The organism is Pedobacter cryoconitis (genome assembly GCF_014200595.1).
Taxonomy (GTDB): domain Bacteria; phylum Bacteroidota; class Bacteroidia; order Sphingobacteriales; family Sphingobacteriaceae; genus Pedobacter; species Pedobacter cryoconitis_C.
In genome coordinates this window covers 2186112-2204141 of the sequence record NZ_JACHCG010000001.1, presented here as the reverse complement: position 1 = coordinate 2204141, position 18030 = coordinate 2186112, and the positions used below count along the sequence as shown (strand labels likewise).

At 37.2% G+C, this 18030-nt stretch carries 14 protein-coding genes; 7 read left to right on the top strand and 7 right to left on the bottom strand.

The window, feature by feature from the left end:
- Nucleotides 1-112 precede the first annotated feature (112 nt).
- Nucleotides 113-3511 (top strand): glycosyltransferase, encoded by a 3399-nt coding sequence (locus tag HDE70_RS09185; RefSeq protein WP_183889520.1) that lies wholly within the window; start codon nt 113-115, stop codon nt 3509-3511.
- Between the two features lie 64 nt (nt 3512-3575).
- Complete coding sequence (locus HDE70_RS09180; protein ID WP_183867079.1) at nt 3576-3920, top strand: hypothetical protein; 345 nt, start codon at nt 3576-3578, stop codon at nt 3918-3920.
- A 45-nt stretch (nt 3921-3965) separates the two neighbouring features.
- Here HDE70_RS09180 and HDE70_RS09175 read toward each other — a convergent pair whose 3' ends face one another.
- The 5 genes from HDE70_RS09175 to HDE70_RS09155 form a co-directional block, all read right to left on the bottom strand.
- Entirely contained in the window at nt 3966-5153 is a 1188-nt protein-coding gene (locus tag HDE70_RS09175) for a metallophosphoesterase (RefSeq protein WP_183889518.1), read from the bottom strand.
- Nucleotides 5154-5327: 174 nt separating this feature from the next.
- Nucleotides 5328-6245, bottom strand: a complete 918-nt coding sequence (locus HDE70_RS09170; RefSeq protein ID WP_183867081.1) for a cation diffusion facilitator family transporter — start codon at nt 6243-6245, stop codon at nt 5328-5330.
- 100 nt (nt 6246-6345) lie between these two features.
- On the bottom strand, nt 6346-7710 hold the full coding sequence (locus HDE70_RS09165) for an MATE family efflux transporter (RefSeq protein WP_183867082.1): 1365 nt from the start codon (nt 7708-7710) through the stop codon (nt 6346-6348).
- Nucleotides 7711-7740: 30 nt separating this feature from the next.
- On the bottom strand, nt 7741-8373 hold the full coding sequence (locus HDE70_RS09160; protein ID WP_183867083.1) for a helix-turn-helix domain-containing protein: 633 nt from the start codon (nt 8371-8373) through the stop codon (nt 7741-7743).
- A 28-nt stretch (nt 8374-8401) separates the two neighbouring features.
- On the bottom strand, nt 8402-8887 hold the full coding sequence (locus tag HDE70_RS09155) for a DUF4442 domain-containing protein (RefSeq protein ID WP_183867084.1): 486 nt from the start codon (nt 8885-8887) through the stop codon (nt 8402-8404).
- 289 nt (nt 8888-9176) lie between these two features.
- Between HDE70_RS09155 and HDE70_RS09150 the strand changes: the two genes are divergently transcribed.
- From HDE70_RS09150 to HDE70_RS09130, 5 genes are all read left to right on the top strand, one after another.
- The gene (locus tag HDE70_RS09150; protein WP_260160518.1) at nt 9177-9665 is read left to right on the top strand and encodes a fasciclin domain-containing protein; all 489 of its coding nucleotides are present in this window, start codon (nt 9177-9179) and stop codon (nt 9663-9665) included.
- Nucleotides 9666-9785: 120 nt separating this feature from the next.
- Nucleotides 9786-10679, top strand: a complete 894-nt coding sequence (gene hemF / locus HDE70_RS09145; protein WP_183867086.1) for an oxygen-dependent coproporphyrinogen oxidase — start codon at nt 9786-9788, stop codon at nt 10677-10679.
- Between the two features lie 98 nt (nt 10680-10777).
- Nucleotides 10778-13381, top strand: a complete 2604-nt coding sequence (gyrA, locus tag HDE70_RS09140; protein ID WP_183889516.1) for a DNA gyrase subunit A — start codon at nt 10778-10780, stop codon at nt 13379-13381.
- A gap of 105 nt (nt 13382-13486) precedes the next feature.
- Entirely contained in the window at nt 13487-14587 is a 1101-nt protein-coding gene (locus tag HDE70_RS09135; protein ID WP_183867088.1) for a tetratricopeptide repeat protein, read from the top strand.
- Between the two features lie 89 nt (nt 14588-14676).
- A complete protein-coding gene (locus HDE70_RS09130) occupies nt 14677-15822 on the top strand; it encodes a tetratricopeptide repeat protein (protein WP_260160206.1) in 1146 nt (381 codons plus the stop codon).
- 76 nt (nt 15823-15898) lie between these two features.
- Here the strand turns inward: HDE70_RS09130 and HDE70_RS09125 are convergent, their stop codons facing one another.
- Together HDE70_RS09125 and HDE70_RS09120 are read right to left on the bottom strand one after the other, a co-directional pair.
- Nucleotides 15899-16423, bottom strand: a complete 525-nt coding sequence (locus tag HDE70_RS09125) for a hypothetical protein (protein WP_183889514.1) — start codon at nt 16421-16423, stop codon at nt 15899-15901.
- Nucleotides 16420-17928 carry a hypothetical protein gene (locus HDE70_RS09120; RefSeq protein ID WP_183889512.1) on the bottom strand — a complete coding sequence of 503 codons (1509 nt, stop codon included), beginning with the start codon at nt 17926-17928 and terminating at the stop codon, nt 16420-16422. The genes HDE70_RS09125 and HDE70_RS09120 overlap by 4 nt, the downstream gene beginning before the upstream one ends.
- Between the last annotated feature and the right edge of the window lie 102 nt (nt 17929-18030).

Below are 18030 nucleotides of genomic sequence, written 5' to 3'. Positions count from 1 at the left end.
ATATTTGAGCAATATTAGGATTTTTTTAATTATAGCGCACTCAATATTTCCCTTTGCCTCAAGCAGGGGATGGCTGTAGTTTTATCTTAAATAATAATTATTTATTTCTCAAATGCCCGAAAAACAGATTTTTCAAACCACAAAGAAAAGCAGATGGATAACTTTTCAATGGGTAACAAGGATGCTCCTTATTGTATTTATTATTGCATCAGCTTGTGTAGCTTATACGCTGCTATCCAATCACTATCCGAATTTGCCCATTATCAATAGTACAGCTACATTAAGCAAGAAACAGATTGAGCAAATCAAGAAATCAAAAACGTATTCAGATTTCAAAATTTCTAAAAGAAGGTTGCTGCGTATACAGGAGCACCAAAAGTTAAACAGACTTAAACATCCGAATAACAAAGCAAGGATCAATGCTGGTTTTTATGTGAACTGGGATCCTCAGTCACTGACCGATTTAAAAGATCATATCAAACAGCTTGATATGGTGGTAACAGAGTCTTTCTTTATCAAGAATGGGGCAGATACCCTGATTGATCAGGTTAATGTAGAGGCGATGCAAGTGATCAATAAGCATAAAAAAGTAGCCATCGCGATGGTTTCCAACTTTAGTAAAGATCGTTTTGATGGAAATGCAATCCACAAGTTGCTGCAAAATAAGTCTTTACAAAACAGGTTTATTGCTAACCTGATTAAATCTCTAAAGAAATACGGTTTTCATGGTGTAAATATTGACTTCGAAGAAATCAAAGAAAAGTCTGATGCCCCACTGGCCGAATTCCAAAAGAACCTGTACGATAAGCTGCATGCGCAGAACCTGATTGTAACACAGGATATTTCTCCGGAAAATGATGATTATAACTTGCAGATCTTATCAATGTATAATGATTATATTTTTGTAATGGCTTATGATCAGCATAGCGAAAGTAGTAATGCGGGTGATGTTTCTCACCAACAGTGGGTAGAGGAGCAGCTGGATAAAATATGTGAAAAGATTTCTTCTGAAAAAGTTATCCTTGCGCTTGCTTGTTATGGATATGACTGGCCGGATCAGGATGTCGGAAAAAATGTGACCTATCAGCAGGCTATTGCCAATGCTAGCAGATATGGCGGGAAAATAAAGTATGACCCAATTTCAGCGAATCTGAATTATAATTATACAGATGAGTCTGGTTTACATCACCAGGTGTATTTTACGGATGCTGCAACCAATTTTAACCTGATCAGAAAAGCCGACGACTGGGATGTTGCAGGTATTGCGATCTGGCGTATGGGGGCTGAAGATCCAAGATTATGGTCTTTCATTTCTAAAGATCTGAGTATCGATTCGGTAAGAAAAAGTGGTGTGGATATCAAAAGATTGACTCATATCGGGTTAAATGATAGAATTGATTACTCTGGTGAAGGTGAGGTCCTGGATTTAGTATCAGTGCCTAAACAGGGTAAGATTGATGTGAAGCTGGATACTCAGAATTTTGTGATTGCGGATCAGATTTATGTCGATCTTCCTACAAAATATACCATTCGCAGATATGGCCATGCAGAGAAAAAGATTGTATTGACTTTTGATGATGGACCTGATCCGGTTTATACGCCTCAGATTATTGATATCTTACAAAAGGAAAAGGTACCAGGCAGCTTCTTTGTGGTAGGGATTATGGCAGAGCAGAATATGGGGCTTCTATTGAAGGAGTTTAACCTGGGTTATGAGATTGGTAACCATACTTTTTTCCATCCCGACATGTCAAAAGTAGGGCCGGAAAGGGTGAATTTTGAGTTGAATGCCACAAGAAAACTGATTGAGTCTGTAACCGGACATAGTACAATTTTGTTCAGGCCTCCGTTTAATGCGGATGCAGAGCCTTCAACTTCGGCAGAGATTCTCCCGGTAGCACAAAGCAGGGATCAGAATTATATCAATATCGGGGAGTCTATTGACCCTCAGGATTGGCGCCCGGGAATTAGTGCTGATGAAATCTTTAACGCGGTTGTCAAGTACCAGGATAACGGGAACGTGCTGTTGTTACATGATGCTGGTGGTAACCGCGCAGCTACTGTGGCAGCTCTGCCAAGAATTATCAAATATTTCAAGGATAAAGGTTATGAATTTGTAACGATAGGAAATCTGATCGGTAAGAAAAAAGATGAGCTGATGCCTCCGGTTAATTCGGGTGGAAATGGTTTTATTATGTCGGGAAATACATTGTTCCTGAATGTGTTCTCTTACGGAACACTGATTTTAAACTACGTGTTTATCATGGCCATTATCTTAGCCATGCTGAGAAGTATTTTTATTGCGATTTTAGCTGTTAAACAAAAAATATCAAGTAAAAAAGATAGTTTATTGTTGTTGAAAGATCCAGTGATGAAAGTGAGTATCATCATCCCTGCTTATAATGAGGAGGTGACTGTAGTACAAACTTTAAACAGTTTGCTGAAAACGACTTATACCAATGCAGAGTTCATTTTTGTGGATGATGGTTCTTCTGACCGTACTGTAGAATTGGTTAAGGAACATTTCAGCCAGCTGCCGAATATCAAAATATATACTAAACCAAATGGGGGTAAAGCGTCTGCTTTGAACTTTGGTATTGCACTTGCTGAGGCTGATTTTGTGATTTGTATTGATGCAGATACACAACTGAAAACTGATGCAATCCATGAATTGATGCGTTATTTTTATGACGAGGAAATTGCTGCTGTAGCGGGTACGGTAAAGGTTGGTAACAAGATTAACCTGATTACAAACTGGCAGTCTATTGAGTACATTACTGCTCAGAATATGGACAGAAGGGCGTTTGATATTTTAAATACTATTACTGTGGTGCCGGGGGCAATTGGCGCGTTCAGAAAACAGGTTATCCTGGAAGTTGGTGGTTTTACAACCGATACACTTGCGGAAGATTGTGATTTAACGATGCGTATTTTAAGAGCTGGTTATACGGTAAGAAATTGTGATACGGCGATTGCTTATACGGAAGCTCCTGAAACTGTGAACATGTTATTGAAACAAAGGCTGAGATGGAGTTTTGGGGTAATGCAGAGTTTCTGGAAAAACAGGAAAACTATCCTGAATAAGAAATATGGGTATTTTGGAATGGTGGGGATGCCGAATATCCTGATCTATCAAATTATACTTCCGCTGTTTTCTCCGCTGGCAGATTTCTTTATGGTGCTTTCTATTATAACAGGGCTGTTTTCTTTATCTTCCGTAAATTCACTTACCTTAGAAGGAATGGGTAGCTTATTAAGCCTTGATAATGGTTTTGGACAGGTATTTTTCTTCTATTGTGTATTTATTCTGGTAGATTTGTTCTTTGCAGGAATCGCCTTCAGAATGGAGAAAGAGTCTTATAAGAAACTGATTTATATCATCCCGCAACGTTTTTACTGGAGACAATTGATGTACCTGGTCTTATTCAGATCGGTACGTAAGGCGTTGAAAGGGGAGCTGGAAGGCTGGGGAGTTCTAAAACGTACCGGTAATGTAAAAGAGCAGTCTTAGCGGCTTGTTTACCTTACTAATTAATAATAATACATTAACATATACAACACGAAAGAATAATAATATGACTAACGATAACGCAAAACAAATATTTGCAGATTTTAATGAATTCTATGTAAAAGCTGTTGAACCTTTAAAAAAAGAGAATCCAATCTTTGTAAGATTAGATGGCAAAACTAAAGGTGATACCCGCGTAATTTTTGCACACTTTATGTATCAGGATAGAAAATGGAAAGTGAATGCAGATACACATATTGACAGGCTTAAGATCGCTTTTGATCTTGGAGCTAAAGGAGATGATCCGTTTGTAATCAAAATGCTGAGAGATAATAAAGGTGAATACCTGGCTATTAAAGGTCAGCCGGTAAGAAACAGTAAGATTTATATCTACGCGCAGGACGCGAAATAAGAGACATAAAAAACCCGCTTATCGAGAGATAAGCGGGTTTTTGTTTTAAACGGTTTTCTTTAGTTCGATCACTGTGATTTCCGGCCAGATGCCAATCCTCCCTGAAAAACCAAGGAAACCAAAACCGCGGTTAATATTCAATACTCTGCCGTTTTCTGATTTGATACCTGCCCAATGTGCATAGCGATATTTAACAGGGCTCCATTTAATACCAAATGCTTCCAAGCCGAACTGCATTCCATGGGTATGACCAGCAAGTGTTAATTGTACTTTATTACCAAAAACCTTAACCTGTTCTTCCCAGTGACTTGGATCATGGGACAATAAGATTTTAAATTCGCTGTTATTTGTGCCGGCAAGTGCTTTTGGCAAATCGCCTCTTTCGCCAAAGCCAAGTCCCCAGTTTTCTACTCCTGCGAGGATAATATGCTGATCGTCTTTTTTAATTTCAACATGCGTATCCAGTAGTAATTTAAAGCCCAGATCCTGGTGATAGGCTTTTAATTGTTGCAGGTTTTTAGCTTTTTCAAGCTCATTTTCCCATTTGATATAATCACCATAATCGTGATTTCCTAAAATAGAGAATTGACCATATGGTGCTTTGATCTGTGAAAAATAGCTGATCCAGGGCTTTATTTCTTCTGCTTTATTGTTGACCAGATCTCCTGTGAAAACAAACAGATCAGCTTTTTGTGCATTGATCAGGCTGATTCCGCGCTGTACAGCAGCTGGATTATTGAAACTTCCAGCGTGGACGTCAGAGATTTGTGCGAGTTTGAAACCGTCAAATTTATCTGGCAGGTCATCGAAATAAAGTACATGATTGATGACTTTGTAATTGTATTTGCCAAAGATCATTCCGTAAATAAAAAGTACAATAGTTAGCAGGAACATCAGAAAGGATAGTTCTACCCAGTAAAGATTTCTTCCTGCGCCTGTAAAAATCCGCGGTACATCACCGATAAGCAGGAAAACTGAGACCACTACTTCGGCAGCAAAAAGCGTAAGCAGCAAGTGGCTGGATACCTTGAAAAACATGTCCATGCCATGTGCATTCATTCTTCTGATTGCGAGAAAGAGGGAACCAATAGCGACTATGATAAACAGGCAGAAGACTGGTGTAGTCAAAGCCGATGTGCTTATAATTAATAACCCCGAAAGTACGTACCAGTTTAACAGAAAGATAAAAATGGCAAAAAGTATAAAGGGGAGGGGACTGATTTTTCTTTTCATAATATGCAATAAATATAAATAAATTCCGGGCGTCAGGTAGTAAATACTAAAAATAGGGTTTCTGGCTATGTTTTGTAGGGGTACTGTAGGGGTTGTGGTATACCAGTACTACGCCAGTACCCCTGCAAAACCGTGCCGGATTGTACAGCTATTTCAGGAGTAAACATCAAATTCTTAAAATTTAAATTGCCTGGTAAATTCTTCTGGTTGGATAATAATATAACGGATGAGCGGGAATTCTTTTCTGATCGCAGCCTGGATAATGTCAATAGCTTCATTGATCTGATGGGTATTCAAATCTTCTTTGAAAGTTGCGATCAGCATTAATAACACTTCATCCGGTGATTGATAAGTAGACACAACGGTTAGAACTTTGGAAATTCCCGGAACTCTTTCAGTGATTTCCACGATTTTCTGCCTGGACATCGCAGAGATCCCTTCGCCCATTAATAAGCTACGACTTTCTCTGGCCAGTATTAAGGAAACTCCAACCAATAGCAGCCCGACCAGTAAAGAGGCTACGCCATCCAGTTTTGGTAAATTAAGCCAGTGGTTGAGTACCATACAAATCATGACGGTGAATAATCCCAAAACAGCAGCACCGTCTTCAAAAAGTATTAAGAAGCTGGAAGGATCTTTACTTTTTACAATCGCATTCCACCAGGTTTCCTGACCTCTCACTTTGTTGAAAGCTTTAGCGGCAATCACTAAAGATGTACCTTCAAAAACAACACATAAAGCCAGTACTACGTAATTCCAGGTTGGATCTCCAAGCGGTTCGGGATTTGAGATATGGATAATACCCTGATAAATAGAGATTCCTCCACCTAAACCGAAAATCAGGATAGAAACAATAAATGAATAGAAATAGAGCTCTTTTCCATAACCGAAAGGGCGCAGTGCATCTGCCGGTTTTTTACTTCTTTTTAATCCGAAAAGCAGTAAAAGCTGGTTAACGGTATCAACGAGGGAATGAATTCCTTCTGAAATCATAGAGGCACTATTGCTGAATGCGCCTGCTATAAATTTGGTAATGGCAATGAGCAGGTTCGCTGCCAGCGCACTATAAATGGATGCTTTTTGATTAGCCATAGGTGTAAAATACGCAAGAAAATAAGAATGTTAAAAAGACTTTAACCTTTACTGTACAAAACAAAAGGACAAAATGTTTTAAAACGATCCCGCGTATTTTTTATGCAGTAACAGGGATCAGCATTCTTGTCCTTTTCTGGAATCTGAAAAACAGCATGACAGAAGCGGTAAGCAGTCCAAAAGTCAGACCGTACCAGATTCCGTTTACGCCCATTTTTAAAGTAATACCTAAAAAATAACCTAATGGGATACCAATAATCCAGTAAGCAACAAAAGTGATGACCGTTGGGATATTTACATCCCCCAGACCTCTTAGAACTCCGAGTCCAACTACTTGTGTCCCATCAAATAACTGGAAGAAACCAGCAATAATCAATAGTTGAGCTGCGATATGAATTACAGCGGTATCTTCCGTATAGATATAAGGTAAAATATGGTTCGCACAAACAAAAGCTACAGCGGTAATGCTCATAAAGACAGCAACGACATGGTAACTTGCTATGGCTGATCTTCTGAGGTCAAGGAAGTTGCTTTTACCCAGGTTGTTACCTGTTTTAATGGTGGCTGCTGAGGCAATTCCGCTGGCCAGCATATAAGTTACAGAAGCCAGGTTAATGGCCACCTGATGAGCTGCCTGTTCTACAGCGCCAATGGTACCAATCAGGATCGCAGCACCACTGAATGCACTAATCTCAAAAGAGTATTGCAAAGCAACGGGTGCACCGATTTTTAAGATTTTAATACTTCTTATTTTATCAATCAGCGTCAGTTTAAAGTTTTGCAGGTATATTTTGAAGTTCTTAGAGTTAAAGACATAAATGCACATCACAGTAGCCATTAAGATCCTGTCGACCAGGGTAGAGATCCCTACACCTTTAACGCCCATAGGCGCAATGCCGAACATTCCTTTAACCAGGATTATCCCAAGGATAACATTGATAATATTTCCCCAGATAGAGATAAACATAGCCTGTTTGGTAAAACCCAGTCCTTCTGCAAATTGCTTGAAAGTATTAAAAATCATCAATGGAATGATAGAAAAACTAAGGTATCCAAGGTAAGGTTTTGCATAGGCAACAACTTCCGGGGATTGTCCGAGGTTATCAATGATCAATAAGGTTCCAAAGTGTGTCAAAAGATACAGGAAGATACCTATCATGATATTAATTAATAAGCTATTTGATAATAATCTTCCGCATTCTTTATAATTCTTACGCCCGTTTTCCTGTGCGATAAGGGGAGTTAATCCATAGGAAATACCCATTCCCAACACGAGGATGATCATAAACAAACTATTCACCAGCGAAACTGCTGCTAATTGGACCGTTCCTGCAAAATGACCAACAATCACACTATCGACAAGGTGCACAAGGGTTTGACCCAACTGAGAAACCACAATAGGCATAGCTAATCTAAGGTTATCTGAATAATAAGGCTTGTATTTTGCGTAAAAGGAACTGAACATAACAATTGAATTGAACCGGCAAAGGTACGGCTATTTAAGTGTTGTCATGGTAAAATATTCTTCTTTTTCGGAAGAATGGGGCTGAATCAGGTCAGCAAGTATGAAACTGACGAGTATTTTCTGCGCTTTCTGATTAGAGATTTTAGTGAGTTTACTAAATTGTTTTAAGGTAATCCGCCCTTCCTGATCAAGATATTTTAATAACTTTTGTTCCTGTTCTGTATAAGTGATCAGCTGCCCGCTATGGGTGTTTTCTTTTTTCAAAACATCAACGATGATCTTACTGGCCAGGATACTTTTATCATTGACCCGGAAATAGACCCACCATTTTTTGTTTTCGTCGAGCGCGTAATGGGGTTTGGTATCACTTTGCGGAATTTTAGCGACCAGTACCAGTTTACTATCAACGTATATTTCTTCAAATTCCGGTTCAATCGCTGGTTTGCAGAATTGATGCGCGGATTTGGTAATCATGTACTTTTCTTCTTCTTCAGATTTAACGCCTTTGATCGTGCCGTCATCGGCCACGCCTATCAATAGTTGTCCTCCTTTATTATTTGCAAAGGCTACGAGGCTTTTTGCAATCTTTTCATAGTTGTTAATTGTCTTTTTAAAATCCAGTGTAGTTCCTTCTCCTTGCAAAATAAGTTTCCTGATATTCATTTTTAGAGGTTTTAACGGACATTTCTATTTAATAAGCTACCGGGCCATTCTCGCCACTGTGCAGGTTTCTGACATATACCTCATTCATCACTGTGGCACAAACCTCGCCATCTCTGTTTTTAATTTCCATGGGATATGCTTTAACAAATTTTCCACTGGTATTCAACGCTTCAATGGCATCATTCAGCATTTCATCGGTAATCAGAATCGTAAAATATAAGGCTGATCTCCCTGGTTTCAGATATTGTATACTTGCGCTTTTGAGCCATACTCTGATTTTAAATCCCTGGCGCTGTAAAAGCTGATCGAATAATAAAGCATAAAATGGATCTGTTGCGGCATAAATAGTTCCGCCAAATATGGAACCATTATAGTTTTTATTGAAAAGGCTTTTATAGATTTTAACATCAGCTCCCCTGAACCCTTTATGGAATTTTTTAACCCAAATACGCTGGAAAAGTAGTGGGGGATAAAAACGCAGTCCCCATTTAAGTGTTCTTTCTGATACTATCATGAGCTTTAAATATCAGAAAGATTATTGGCATCTTGTAGAAACTGTAAAAATTAATGTGATAAATTTTACAGTTCTCAGAGAATATTCTGCTTTAAAAAAACCGGCTGGCTTTTGATCCCGTATATCATTTTACAAAACTGATATAACAAAATTAAACTTTATGAAAAAGCAAATTTTTACGGTTGCAATGGCTGTTGCATTTCTTTCTTTAGCTTCAGCTTGCAATTCATCAAAACATGAGACTGCTACGGATACAGCTACGTCTAAAATGGCAGATACCAGCAGTAAAATGTCAAGTATGGCTGATACTTCTAAAATGAGCACTCAGGAAGGCGTTATGGTGGGTGGAGCTTTAATGGTACCTACAAAAAATATTGTAGAAAATGCTGTTGAATCTAAAGACCATACTACATTGGTTGCTGCTGTTAAAGCTGCTGGATTAGCTGAAACGTTAAGTGGAAAAGGCCCTTTTACTGTTTTTGCACCTACTAATGAAGCTTTTGATAAATTACCAGCTGGTACAGTAGCTAAGTTGCTTAAACCAGAAATGAAAAAAGACCTGGCTGGTGTTTTAACTTATCACGTAGTTGCAGGAAATTATAAAGCTGCTGATTTAAAAGATGGTTTAGAACTGACTACTGTTCAGGGACAAAAAATTAAATTCAGTAAAAAAGATGGTCAATGGTATGTGAATGATGCAAAAATTACTATTACTGATGCAGTTTCAAGCAACGGGGTGACGCATGTTATTGACGCAGTGTTAATGCCAAAAAAATAGTTTAATAATAGGTAGTTGATTTTTTTTTGAGGCTTTGCTGGTTGAATAGCAAAGCCTTTTTTATATAACAAATGTTATATAAAAATCTAACTTTGTTCCCCTATATATATTCACGGAACGATGTTAAAAGATAAAGTTGTAGAAGCGTACCAAAAGATCCAGGATGAAATTTGCCAGGCTTTGGCTTCAGCCGATGGCGGAGTGCAGTTCGAAGAAGAAATCTGGACCAGAGAGGGTGGAGGCGGTGGCCGCACACGCATTTTTCAGAATGGAAATGTAATTGAAAAAGGTGGAGTTAATTTCTCTGCTGTATATGGTAAATTACCGGAAGCAGTCAAAAAGGCATTCAAGGTAGAAAATGATGAATTTTTCGCTACCGGAGTATCTATCGTTATTCATCCTTCGAATCCATTTGTACCTATTATACATATGAATATCCGTTATTTTGAAATGGATGAGCAAACCAGATGGTTTGGTGGCGGGATAGATTTAACACCACATTATGTAATTGATGAGGATGTCCGCTTTTTTCATCAGTTGCTAAAACAAACCTGCGATGAGTTTGATGCTTCGTTTTATCCGAAATTCAAAAAACAGGCAGATGATTATTTCTTCATTAAACACCGCAATGAAATGCGTGGTGTAGGCGGAATATTCTATGACAGGCTGAAACCTGAAAATACCGGGCTGGACTGGGATCAATTGTTTAATTTCTCCCTTGCGGTTGGTAATTCGTTCGTTCCGGCTTATACTGAGCTGATTGAGCGGAACAGAAATACTGAATTTACAGCGGAGCAGCAGGAATGGCAATACGTAAGAAGAAGCCGTTATGCAGAATTTAATTTAGTTTATGATTCAGGTACAAAGTTCGGTTTGGAGACAAACGGAAGGATAGAATCTATCTTAATGAGCTTACCACCAATGGCAAAGTGGATATATAATCACCAGACTACAGAAAACAGCCCAGAGGCTGCAACTCTGACCAAGTTAATAAAAGGTATAGACTGGGCTTAATTTTTTTCCACAATGCGCTTAAACGGCAATATTTTCTTAAATTCGCAAGGTTATAACATTACCTTATTTAAATCGTTTTTAACGAACATCAATATTTTATGGCAGAAGATTTAGAAAATCAGGAAAACGACAAAATTATAAAAATTGATATTGACGAGCAGATGAAGTCTGCCTACATCGATTATTCGATGTCTGTTATTGTATCAAGGGCGTTACCTGATGTACGCGATGGGTTAAAACCTGTACACCGTCGTGTACTTTACGGGATGCTTGATCTTGGTTTGGCGAATAACAGGCCTTACAAGAAATCAGCCCGTATTGTAGGAGAAGTACTGGGTAAGTATCACCCGCATGGTGATTCATCAGTATATATGACTATGGTTCGTATGGCACAGCCATGGAGCTTACGTTATTTACTGGTAGAAGGTCAGGGTAACTACGGTTCGATTGATGGTGACTCTCCGGCAGCAATGCGTTATACGGAAGCGAGATTCCAGAAAATCGCTGAAGATATGCTTGCAGATATCAATAAAGATACTGTAGACTTTCAGTTAAACTTTGATGACTCTTTAAAAGAGCCAACAGTGCTTCCGGCAAAAGTTCCTAACCTTTTAATTAATGGTTCTTCGGGTATTGCAGTAGGTATGGCAACAAATATGCCTCCTCACAATATTACAGAGGTAATCAATGCGACTATCGCCTACATCGAAAATACAGAGATTACTATTCCTGAGTTAATGAAATTCGTAAAAGGCCCGGATTTTCCTACCGGAGCAATAATTTACGGATATAATGGCGTTTCAGATGCTTTTGAAACTGGTAGAGGACGTATTGTAATGCGCGCTAAAGCTGAGATCGAAACTGTTAAAGACCGCGAAACGATTATCGTTACTGAAATTCCTTACCAGGTTAACAAAGCAATGATGATTGAGCGTACTGCTGAATTAGTCGGAGAGAAAAAACTGGAAGGTATTTCTAATATTAAGGATGAATCAAACAAGGATGGTATCCGTATCGTTTATGAAATTAAACGTGATGCGAATGCTTCGATTGTATTGAACAACCTTTTCAAACAAACTGCATTACAAACTTCATTCAGTGTAAATAATATCGCTTTAGTGAATGGCAGACCTCAGATGCTGAATCTGAAAGATCTGATCAGACACTTTGTAGATCACAGACATGATGTAATTGTACGCCGTACTAAGTTTGAACTGGATGAAGCGCAGAAACGTGCACACATTCTGGAAGGTTTATTAATTGCTTTAGATCATTTAGATGAAGTAATTAAGTTAATCAGAGCGTCAAATACTCCTGAAGAAGCAAGAACAGGCTTAATGGAGCAGTTTGGTTTAAGTGATATTCAGGCGAGAGCGATTCTGGATATGACTTTACGCCGTTTAACAGGACTGGAAAGAGACAAGATCAAAGAAGAGTTTAATGAGTTGATGAAAACGATTGAATACTTGCAATCTATCTTAGCTGATGAAAGTCTTAGAATGCAGATTATCAAGGATGAGCTTGCTGAAATGATGGATAAATACGGTGATGAACGTAGAACTACTATCGTTCACTCAGCCGAAGATATGAGCATGGAAGACTTTATCGAAGATGAAGAAGTCGTGATCACAATCTCTCATGAAGGTTATATCAAACGTACACCTGCAACTGAATACCGTACACAGGCAAGGGGTGGTAAAGGTTCTAAAGGAAGTGATTCAAGAAATGAAGATTTCATTGAGCATTTACTGATTGCTTCTAACCACAACTATATGTTATTCTTTACTGAAACAGGACGTTGTTTCTGGTTAAGGGTATACGAAATTCCTGAAGGTTCAAGACTAAGTAAAGGAAGAGCGATCCAGAACATTATCAATATTCCTAAGGAAGAGAAAATCAAGGCCTATATTAAGGTTAAGAATCTGAAAGATCAGGACTATCTGGAGAACAATTATATTATCATGTGTACCAAAAAGGGAACGATTAAGAAAACTTCTCTGGAAGCTTATTCAAGACCAAGGGTAAATGGTATCAATGCAATTAATATCAATGAAGGTGATCAGTTACTGGAAGCTAGTTTAACAAGCGGATCAAGCGAAATCATCATGGCATTGCGGTCTGGACGTGCTATCAGGTTCAATGAGGCGACAGTAAGACCGATGGGCAGAACAGCTACCGGAGTAAGAGGTGTTACTTTAGGTCATGCTGCTGATGAAGTTGTTGGCATGATTGCTGTTGATGATCCATCAGCAACGGTAATGGTAGTTTCTGAAAAAGGTTACGGTAAACGTACTAATGTAGAAGATTACCGCGTTACTAACCGTGGTGGTAAAGGTGTAAAAACAATTACTATTACGGAGAAAACAGGTGATCTGATCGCTATTAAAGCGGTTACTGATGCTGATGATTTAATGATTATCAATAAATCGGGTATCGTTATCAGAATTGTATTAAGTCAGCTTAGGGTTATCGGAAGAGCAACACAAGGTGTTCGTCTGATTAATTTAAAAGGTAATGACTCTATTGCATCTGTTGCGAAAATCGAGCATGAGGATGATCCTGAAGAAGAAGTTAACGGAGAGCTGTTGTTTGTAGATCCTGCTGATGTATTGCCTGAAGAAGCTGGTACTGAGGAAGCTGAAACTGAAGAAGAGGATGAAGAAGGTGAAGCAGATGATACTGAAGAAACAGAAGAAAACTAAGTATAAATTAAATTAAAAACAGACCCAATAAACCCTGTAGTAGTAACGGATATCTCTTATCCTTTTAAGCTCCAGGGTTTATGTTCATTAAAACCAATTTACAATATGAAAAAAGTAGTTTTAAGTATGCTTTTAATAGGTGCTGCCACCTATGCAAACGCTCAGAAGAGTGAAGTTTCCAAAGCTAAAAATACCTGGGCATTAGCAAGTTTACCTAGCGCTAAGACTTTAGATGAGACCTTAAAATCTCTTGAAGATGGATTAAAGACTACTGACAATGCTATTGCAAACGAAAAGTCTAAAGATATGCCTGAGGCGTGGTCTTACAGAGCATTATTTGCATCAAGAATCTCATTTGTAGATTCTTTAAATATTGCAAATGCAGTTGCTAAGGATAAGATCGCTGAAGAGGCTATTGCAAAAGCTAAAGAATTAGATACAAAAGGTGGTGAGAAAGAAAACATTAAAGAAGCGGAACAAACTTTGTCTAATGCTTTAAGAAACAGAGCGATTTTTGCTTACAATAAAAAAGATTTCAAGTCGGCACTTCAGTTTTTCAATGAATTAACGGTTAAAAATCCTCAGGATACTTCAACCTTTGTAAACGCAGGTGTTACTGCTAAACAGATTAATGATTATCCTGAAATGGTTAAAAACTTCAAAAAAGCAATTGATTTAGGATCTAAAGATTCAGAATCTTTATACAGTGAAATCATTTCTACTGAATTCAGCCAGGTGAAAGATACAGTTGCTGGTACTGCTTTATTAGAAGCTGCATTAGCTAAATATCCTGAGAATTCTTATTTCTCTGGTATGCAGACTGACCTTTATATCAAACAGGGTAATGTTGCAAAAGCTCAGGAATCATTAGCTAAATTAATTGCTAAAGACGGTAAAAATGCTTCATACCAATATGCTATGGGCGATACTTACTACAAACAAGCTTTAGATTTACAAGGAAAAAGAAACAAAATCGACCCTAAAAAGAAAAAGGAATTTGATGATGTAACTGCTAAGATGAAAGGTTTTATTGATCAGGCATTACCTTACTACAAAAAAGCTTATGAATTAGATCCTAAAATGGTTTCTGCTTTAGAAAACTTAAAAGTTATTTATGCTTTTAAAGATGACAAAGTAAACTATGAGGCGACTAAAAAATTACTGGATGCGCAAAATGGTACGCCAGCTGCTGCACCAAAAAAATAATTATTGATCACAAATGTGATATTAAAAGAGGGATAAATTTTATCCCTCTTTTTTTTTGTATAAATTTGTAGCTAAGCCTAATGAAGCATATGATGAAGAAACGATATTTATTTGCAGTTACTATTTTAATGGTGAGTTCCACTTCAGCGTTTTCCCAAAAGACCCAACTCTATATTGCGAGAAATAGTGTAGGAAAGCTTCAGGCAGCAATTGCAAACAAACAGGATCAAAAGACACAATTGTCGATCTTGGCAGAAGGTATTAAAGCGGCAGAGGCTGCTGAAAAGGATAGAGAAACAAAGAAATGGCCTGAAACCTGGGCGCTAAAGTCTTACCTGAGTTCTTATATTGCTATTATTGATCCAAGTCAGGATAATTCTGATAAATATTTTGATCTGGCTATTAATGCGATAGATTCTGCTAAAAGGTTTGATAAGTTTGAAGATAACTCAGGTTTGATCAAAGCATCAAGCTATAACGTAAATATCAAGAAACAGCAAAAAGGAAAGTCTGCTTACCAGGCGAAGGATTTTAGCGCTGCCTATAAATATTTGAAAGAGGTAAGTGATTTCTTTCCTAAGGATACAATTTTGGCTGTAAATGCTGCTTTAAGTGCGGAGGGTGTTAAAAATGAGGACGAAGCTTTAGCTTATTACAAACGTGCTAAAGAGAATGGAATCATGAATGCTGTAGTATTTCAGCGTATGGCTGATATTTATAAGCGTAAGCTGGATAATGACCTGGCTTTAAAAACACTACAGGAGGGATTGATTTACAATCCTTATAATGATTTATTAAATAATGATTATATCAACTTGTTGCTGGATACTGAAAAGTATACTGAAGCCAGACAGGTAATTGAAAATACTTTAAAGGTAGAGACCAGAAGTAAGTTGTTATATTATTTGTTTGGTTATCTGCATCAGAAAAATACAAATATGGGGACTGCCGAATTAGCTTACAACAAGGCTTTGGAGATAGACCGCAATTATTTTGACGCATTATATCAGTTAGGTCTGGTTTATCTTAATTTGAGCAATGATGCATTGGCTACTCCTAAAAAGGATATCCTGGCATTTACTTCTAATCTTAACCGTGCTGAGATCATTTTATCACAAGCGCATCATGTGAATAGAAAGGATAAGCCGACTATTAATTTATTAATTGATATTTATACGCGTAAAAACAGATTTGACAGGGCTCAGGAATTGAAAGCCCAGTTAGAAGAGTTTTAGAAGGGTAGAGGTCTGAAAATATAAAATGCATCAGAAGAGGATTCGCAAGGGTTTGATTTTCTGATGCTTTTTGCGTTTATTTTGCATTTACAAGTTGTATTTTATTATTTTGAATTTCTATATTGAAATACCATTCTTTTGATTTTCCTGAGGTATCAAAAGGCATTTTTTCTAAAACTGCCCTGTTATATTTTTTTAGAACCACTTTGTTAGTGTCTAAAATTGTAAGTAGAAAACTGGCGGGTAGTCTTACGGCATCAAATTTGGCTAATGGTAATTGTTGATTTAACTGGTTATAACCTAAATCATTCTTGCCCTTCAATTCTAAGGTGTCTTTGCATTGAAATTCAGGCAAATTTGAAATACTTATTCCTTTTTTCTTGTAGTTTTCAATTTCTATTTTGGAATATTGAAAACAAGAGACAAGAAATAAATGCGAATCAGTATTGTTGATTACTGAAAAGGTCTTCATACTATTTTTATTTTCAGCTTCTTTTATCCGGGGGTCTGAACCACCGAAGAAATTATAGTAGAAGGCACCAAAGCATAAGGCTAGTATAGCAATTATACCTGATAAATATATAAGGATCTTGTTTTTCATTTTATCTCTAATTTAGTTAACCATAGCAATCCAATAACATCTTCTTGAGCTGCTACTGATCTTTGATACTTTAAAAGTACGGGCTCCGCCCTTCCTGTAGTCTTGTTTATTTTTTGCTTATAATATTTCATTAGATCTAATTCTCCACTTTCGGGATAATATTCTCCGGATATATAAGGATATTGATCCATATGTGTAGCATCTTTCCAAGCTTTTACAATTGTACTTTCATCTGGGGTGGGTTTAGTGTCCTGAGGAAATAAATAAGAACTTCCTTTATGTTGCCAGGAGTATCCATATCCTCTATATGCTTGTAATATTGGATGACCTATTTCATGAGCAGCAGTAAAAGAAAAATCAATATCTTCATTTGCGGCTTCTTGATAACCCCAACCGTTAGAATACTTTATATACCCAACATTATAAGATAATTTTGCTAATATACCGGGATTGCCACTTCTATCCCAATCGCCATTTGTATTAAAAACCAAATCAACACTATTTAAGGCATTTTTCTTTGTATCTATAGCATTAACAAAAACGTTATAAGGTTCGTTATTAATTTTTATATTTTCATCTGTCTCTGTATACTTCTTTTTGTTTTGGTTTCTGCTCCAATATTCGGCCAAACCATACAACGTCAATTTTTTTAATTCTTCAAAGCTACGTACCGGAATTTTGTAAGGTTCTTTTTTTTCTTTTGCTATACTTTCAGCGGGTATATAATCCCATGGATTTATTGTCCTATTGGGATCCGCCATTCCACCCATCTTTATTGGATCTATACCCTTTGAACCACCATCTTCTAGTTTTACACGGAGGGTAACATCAATTTGTTTATTTAATTTGTTTATCGTTAAATCTACCCATTTTACTTCTGCATAATTAAAAGAGAACGGTTCTGTAACTGCGTACTTAGCTCTATAATTAGCTTGACCTTTAATAATAGCTGTAAAACTACCCTCATCTGTCAATAATTTACTATTGTAAATACCTTCATTATCAAACCCATCCCATATGATTTCATATTCACCGGCTGGCCAAAACCTCGGGTTTATTTTTTCTGCAATAGATTGCGTTTTATCTTCATTCTTACTTTTTGATCCTGCCTTTATTTCTACAGTTTTAAGTTCAAAAGTGGCCGAATATCCTGTGTAAATTACTTTATCCTCTTTTTTAATGCTTAATTGCCATTGTTGAACGCCTTTTCCAGTTATAGTCACCTTAAAGTATAATAATTTGTTTTCTAATTTCCCCTTGTAATCGACGATGCCAAGAGGCAAAAAGGTCTTTTCCTTCTTTAAGATCTCAATCTTAATATCAAAGTCAGTGGCCTCTTTTACCGGTGGAGCTAGTGGCTCTCCGTAAATTATTCCGTCATTAGAATGTTCAACTATTTTTCTTGCAGCACTGGATTGAATTTTGTCAGCATACAAAGTGTAATCTAATTTTGCCGTCTCAGTCATATGACCACCTGAAATTTTAATGATACTGCCTTTTGCCATGCTAATAGTCTTTTTTGGAGATTAATTTTAAATATAAATTAGAAGGAAAAGGAGTTTAATAATCGTCAAATTTATATATAATAATACGATAATTTAAGTGCT

Excerpts from the sequence above, each read along its gene's own strand:
- HDE70_RS09185 (WP_183889520.1), top strand. The coding sequence starts at position 113 with ATGCCCGAAAAACAGATTTTTCAAACCACAAAGAAAAGCAGATGGATA.
- HDE70_RS09180 (WP_183867079.1), top strand. The coding sequence starts at position 3,576 with ATGACTAACGATAACGCAAAACAAATATTTGCAGATTTTAATGAATTC.
- HDE70_RS09175 (WP_183889518.1), bottom strand. The coding sequence starts at position 5,153 with ATGAAAAGAAAAATCAGTCCCCTCCCCTTTATACTTTTTGCCATTTTT.
- HDE70_RS09170 (WP_183867081.1), bottom strand. The coding sequence starts at position 6,245 with ATGGCTAATCAAAAAGCATCCATTTATAGTGCGCTGGCAGCGAACCTG.
- HDE70_RS09165 (WP_183867082.1), bottom strand. The coding sequence starts at position 7,710 with ATGTTCAGTTCCTTTTACGCAAAATACAAGCCTTATTATTCAGATAAC.
- HDE70_RS09160 (WP_183867083.1), bottom strand. The coding sequence starts at position 8,373 with ATGAATATCAGGAAACTTATTTTGCAAGGAGAAGGAACTACACTGGAT.
- HDE70_RS09155 (WP_183867084.1), bottom strand. The coding sequence starts at position 8,887 with ATGATAGTATCAGAAAGAACACTTAAATGGGGACTGCGTTTTTATCCC.
- HDE70_RS09150 (WP_260160518.1), top strand. The coding sequence starts at position 9,177 with ATGTCAAGTATGGCTGATACTTCTAAAATGAGCACTCAGGAAGGCGTT.
- hemF (WP_183867086.1), top strand. The coding sequence starts at position 9,786 with ATGTTAAAAGATAAAGTTGTAGAAGCGTACCAAAAGATCCAGGATGAA.
- gyrA (WP_183889516.1), top strand. The coding sequence starts at position 10,778 with ATGGCAGAAGATTTAGAAAATCAGGAAAACGACAAAATTATAAAAATT.
- HDE70_RS09135 (WP_183867088.1), top strand. The coding sequence starts at position 13,487 with ATGAAAAAAGTAGTTTTAAGTATGCTTTTAATAGGTGCTGCCACCTAT.
- HDE70_RS09130 (WP_260160206.1), top strand. The coding sequence starts at position 14,677 with ATGATGAAGAAACGATATTTATTTGCAGTTACTATTTTAATGGTGAGT.
- HDE70_RS09125 (WP_183889514.1), bottom strand. The coding sequence starts at position 16,423 with ATGAAAAACAAGATCCTTATATATTTATCAGGTATAATTGCTATACTA.
- HDE70_RS09120 (WP_183889512.1), bottom strand. The coding sequence starts at position 17,928 with ATGGCAAAAGGCAGTATCATTAAAATTTCAGGTGGTCATATGACTGAG.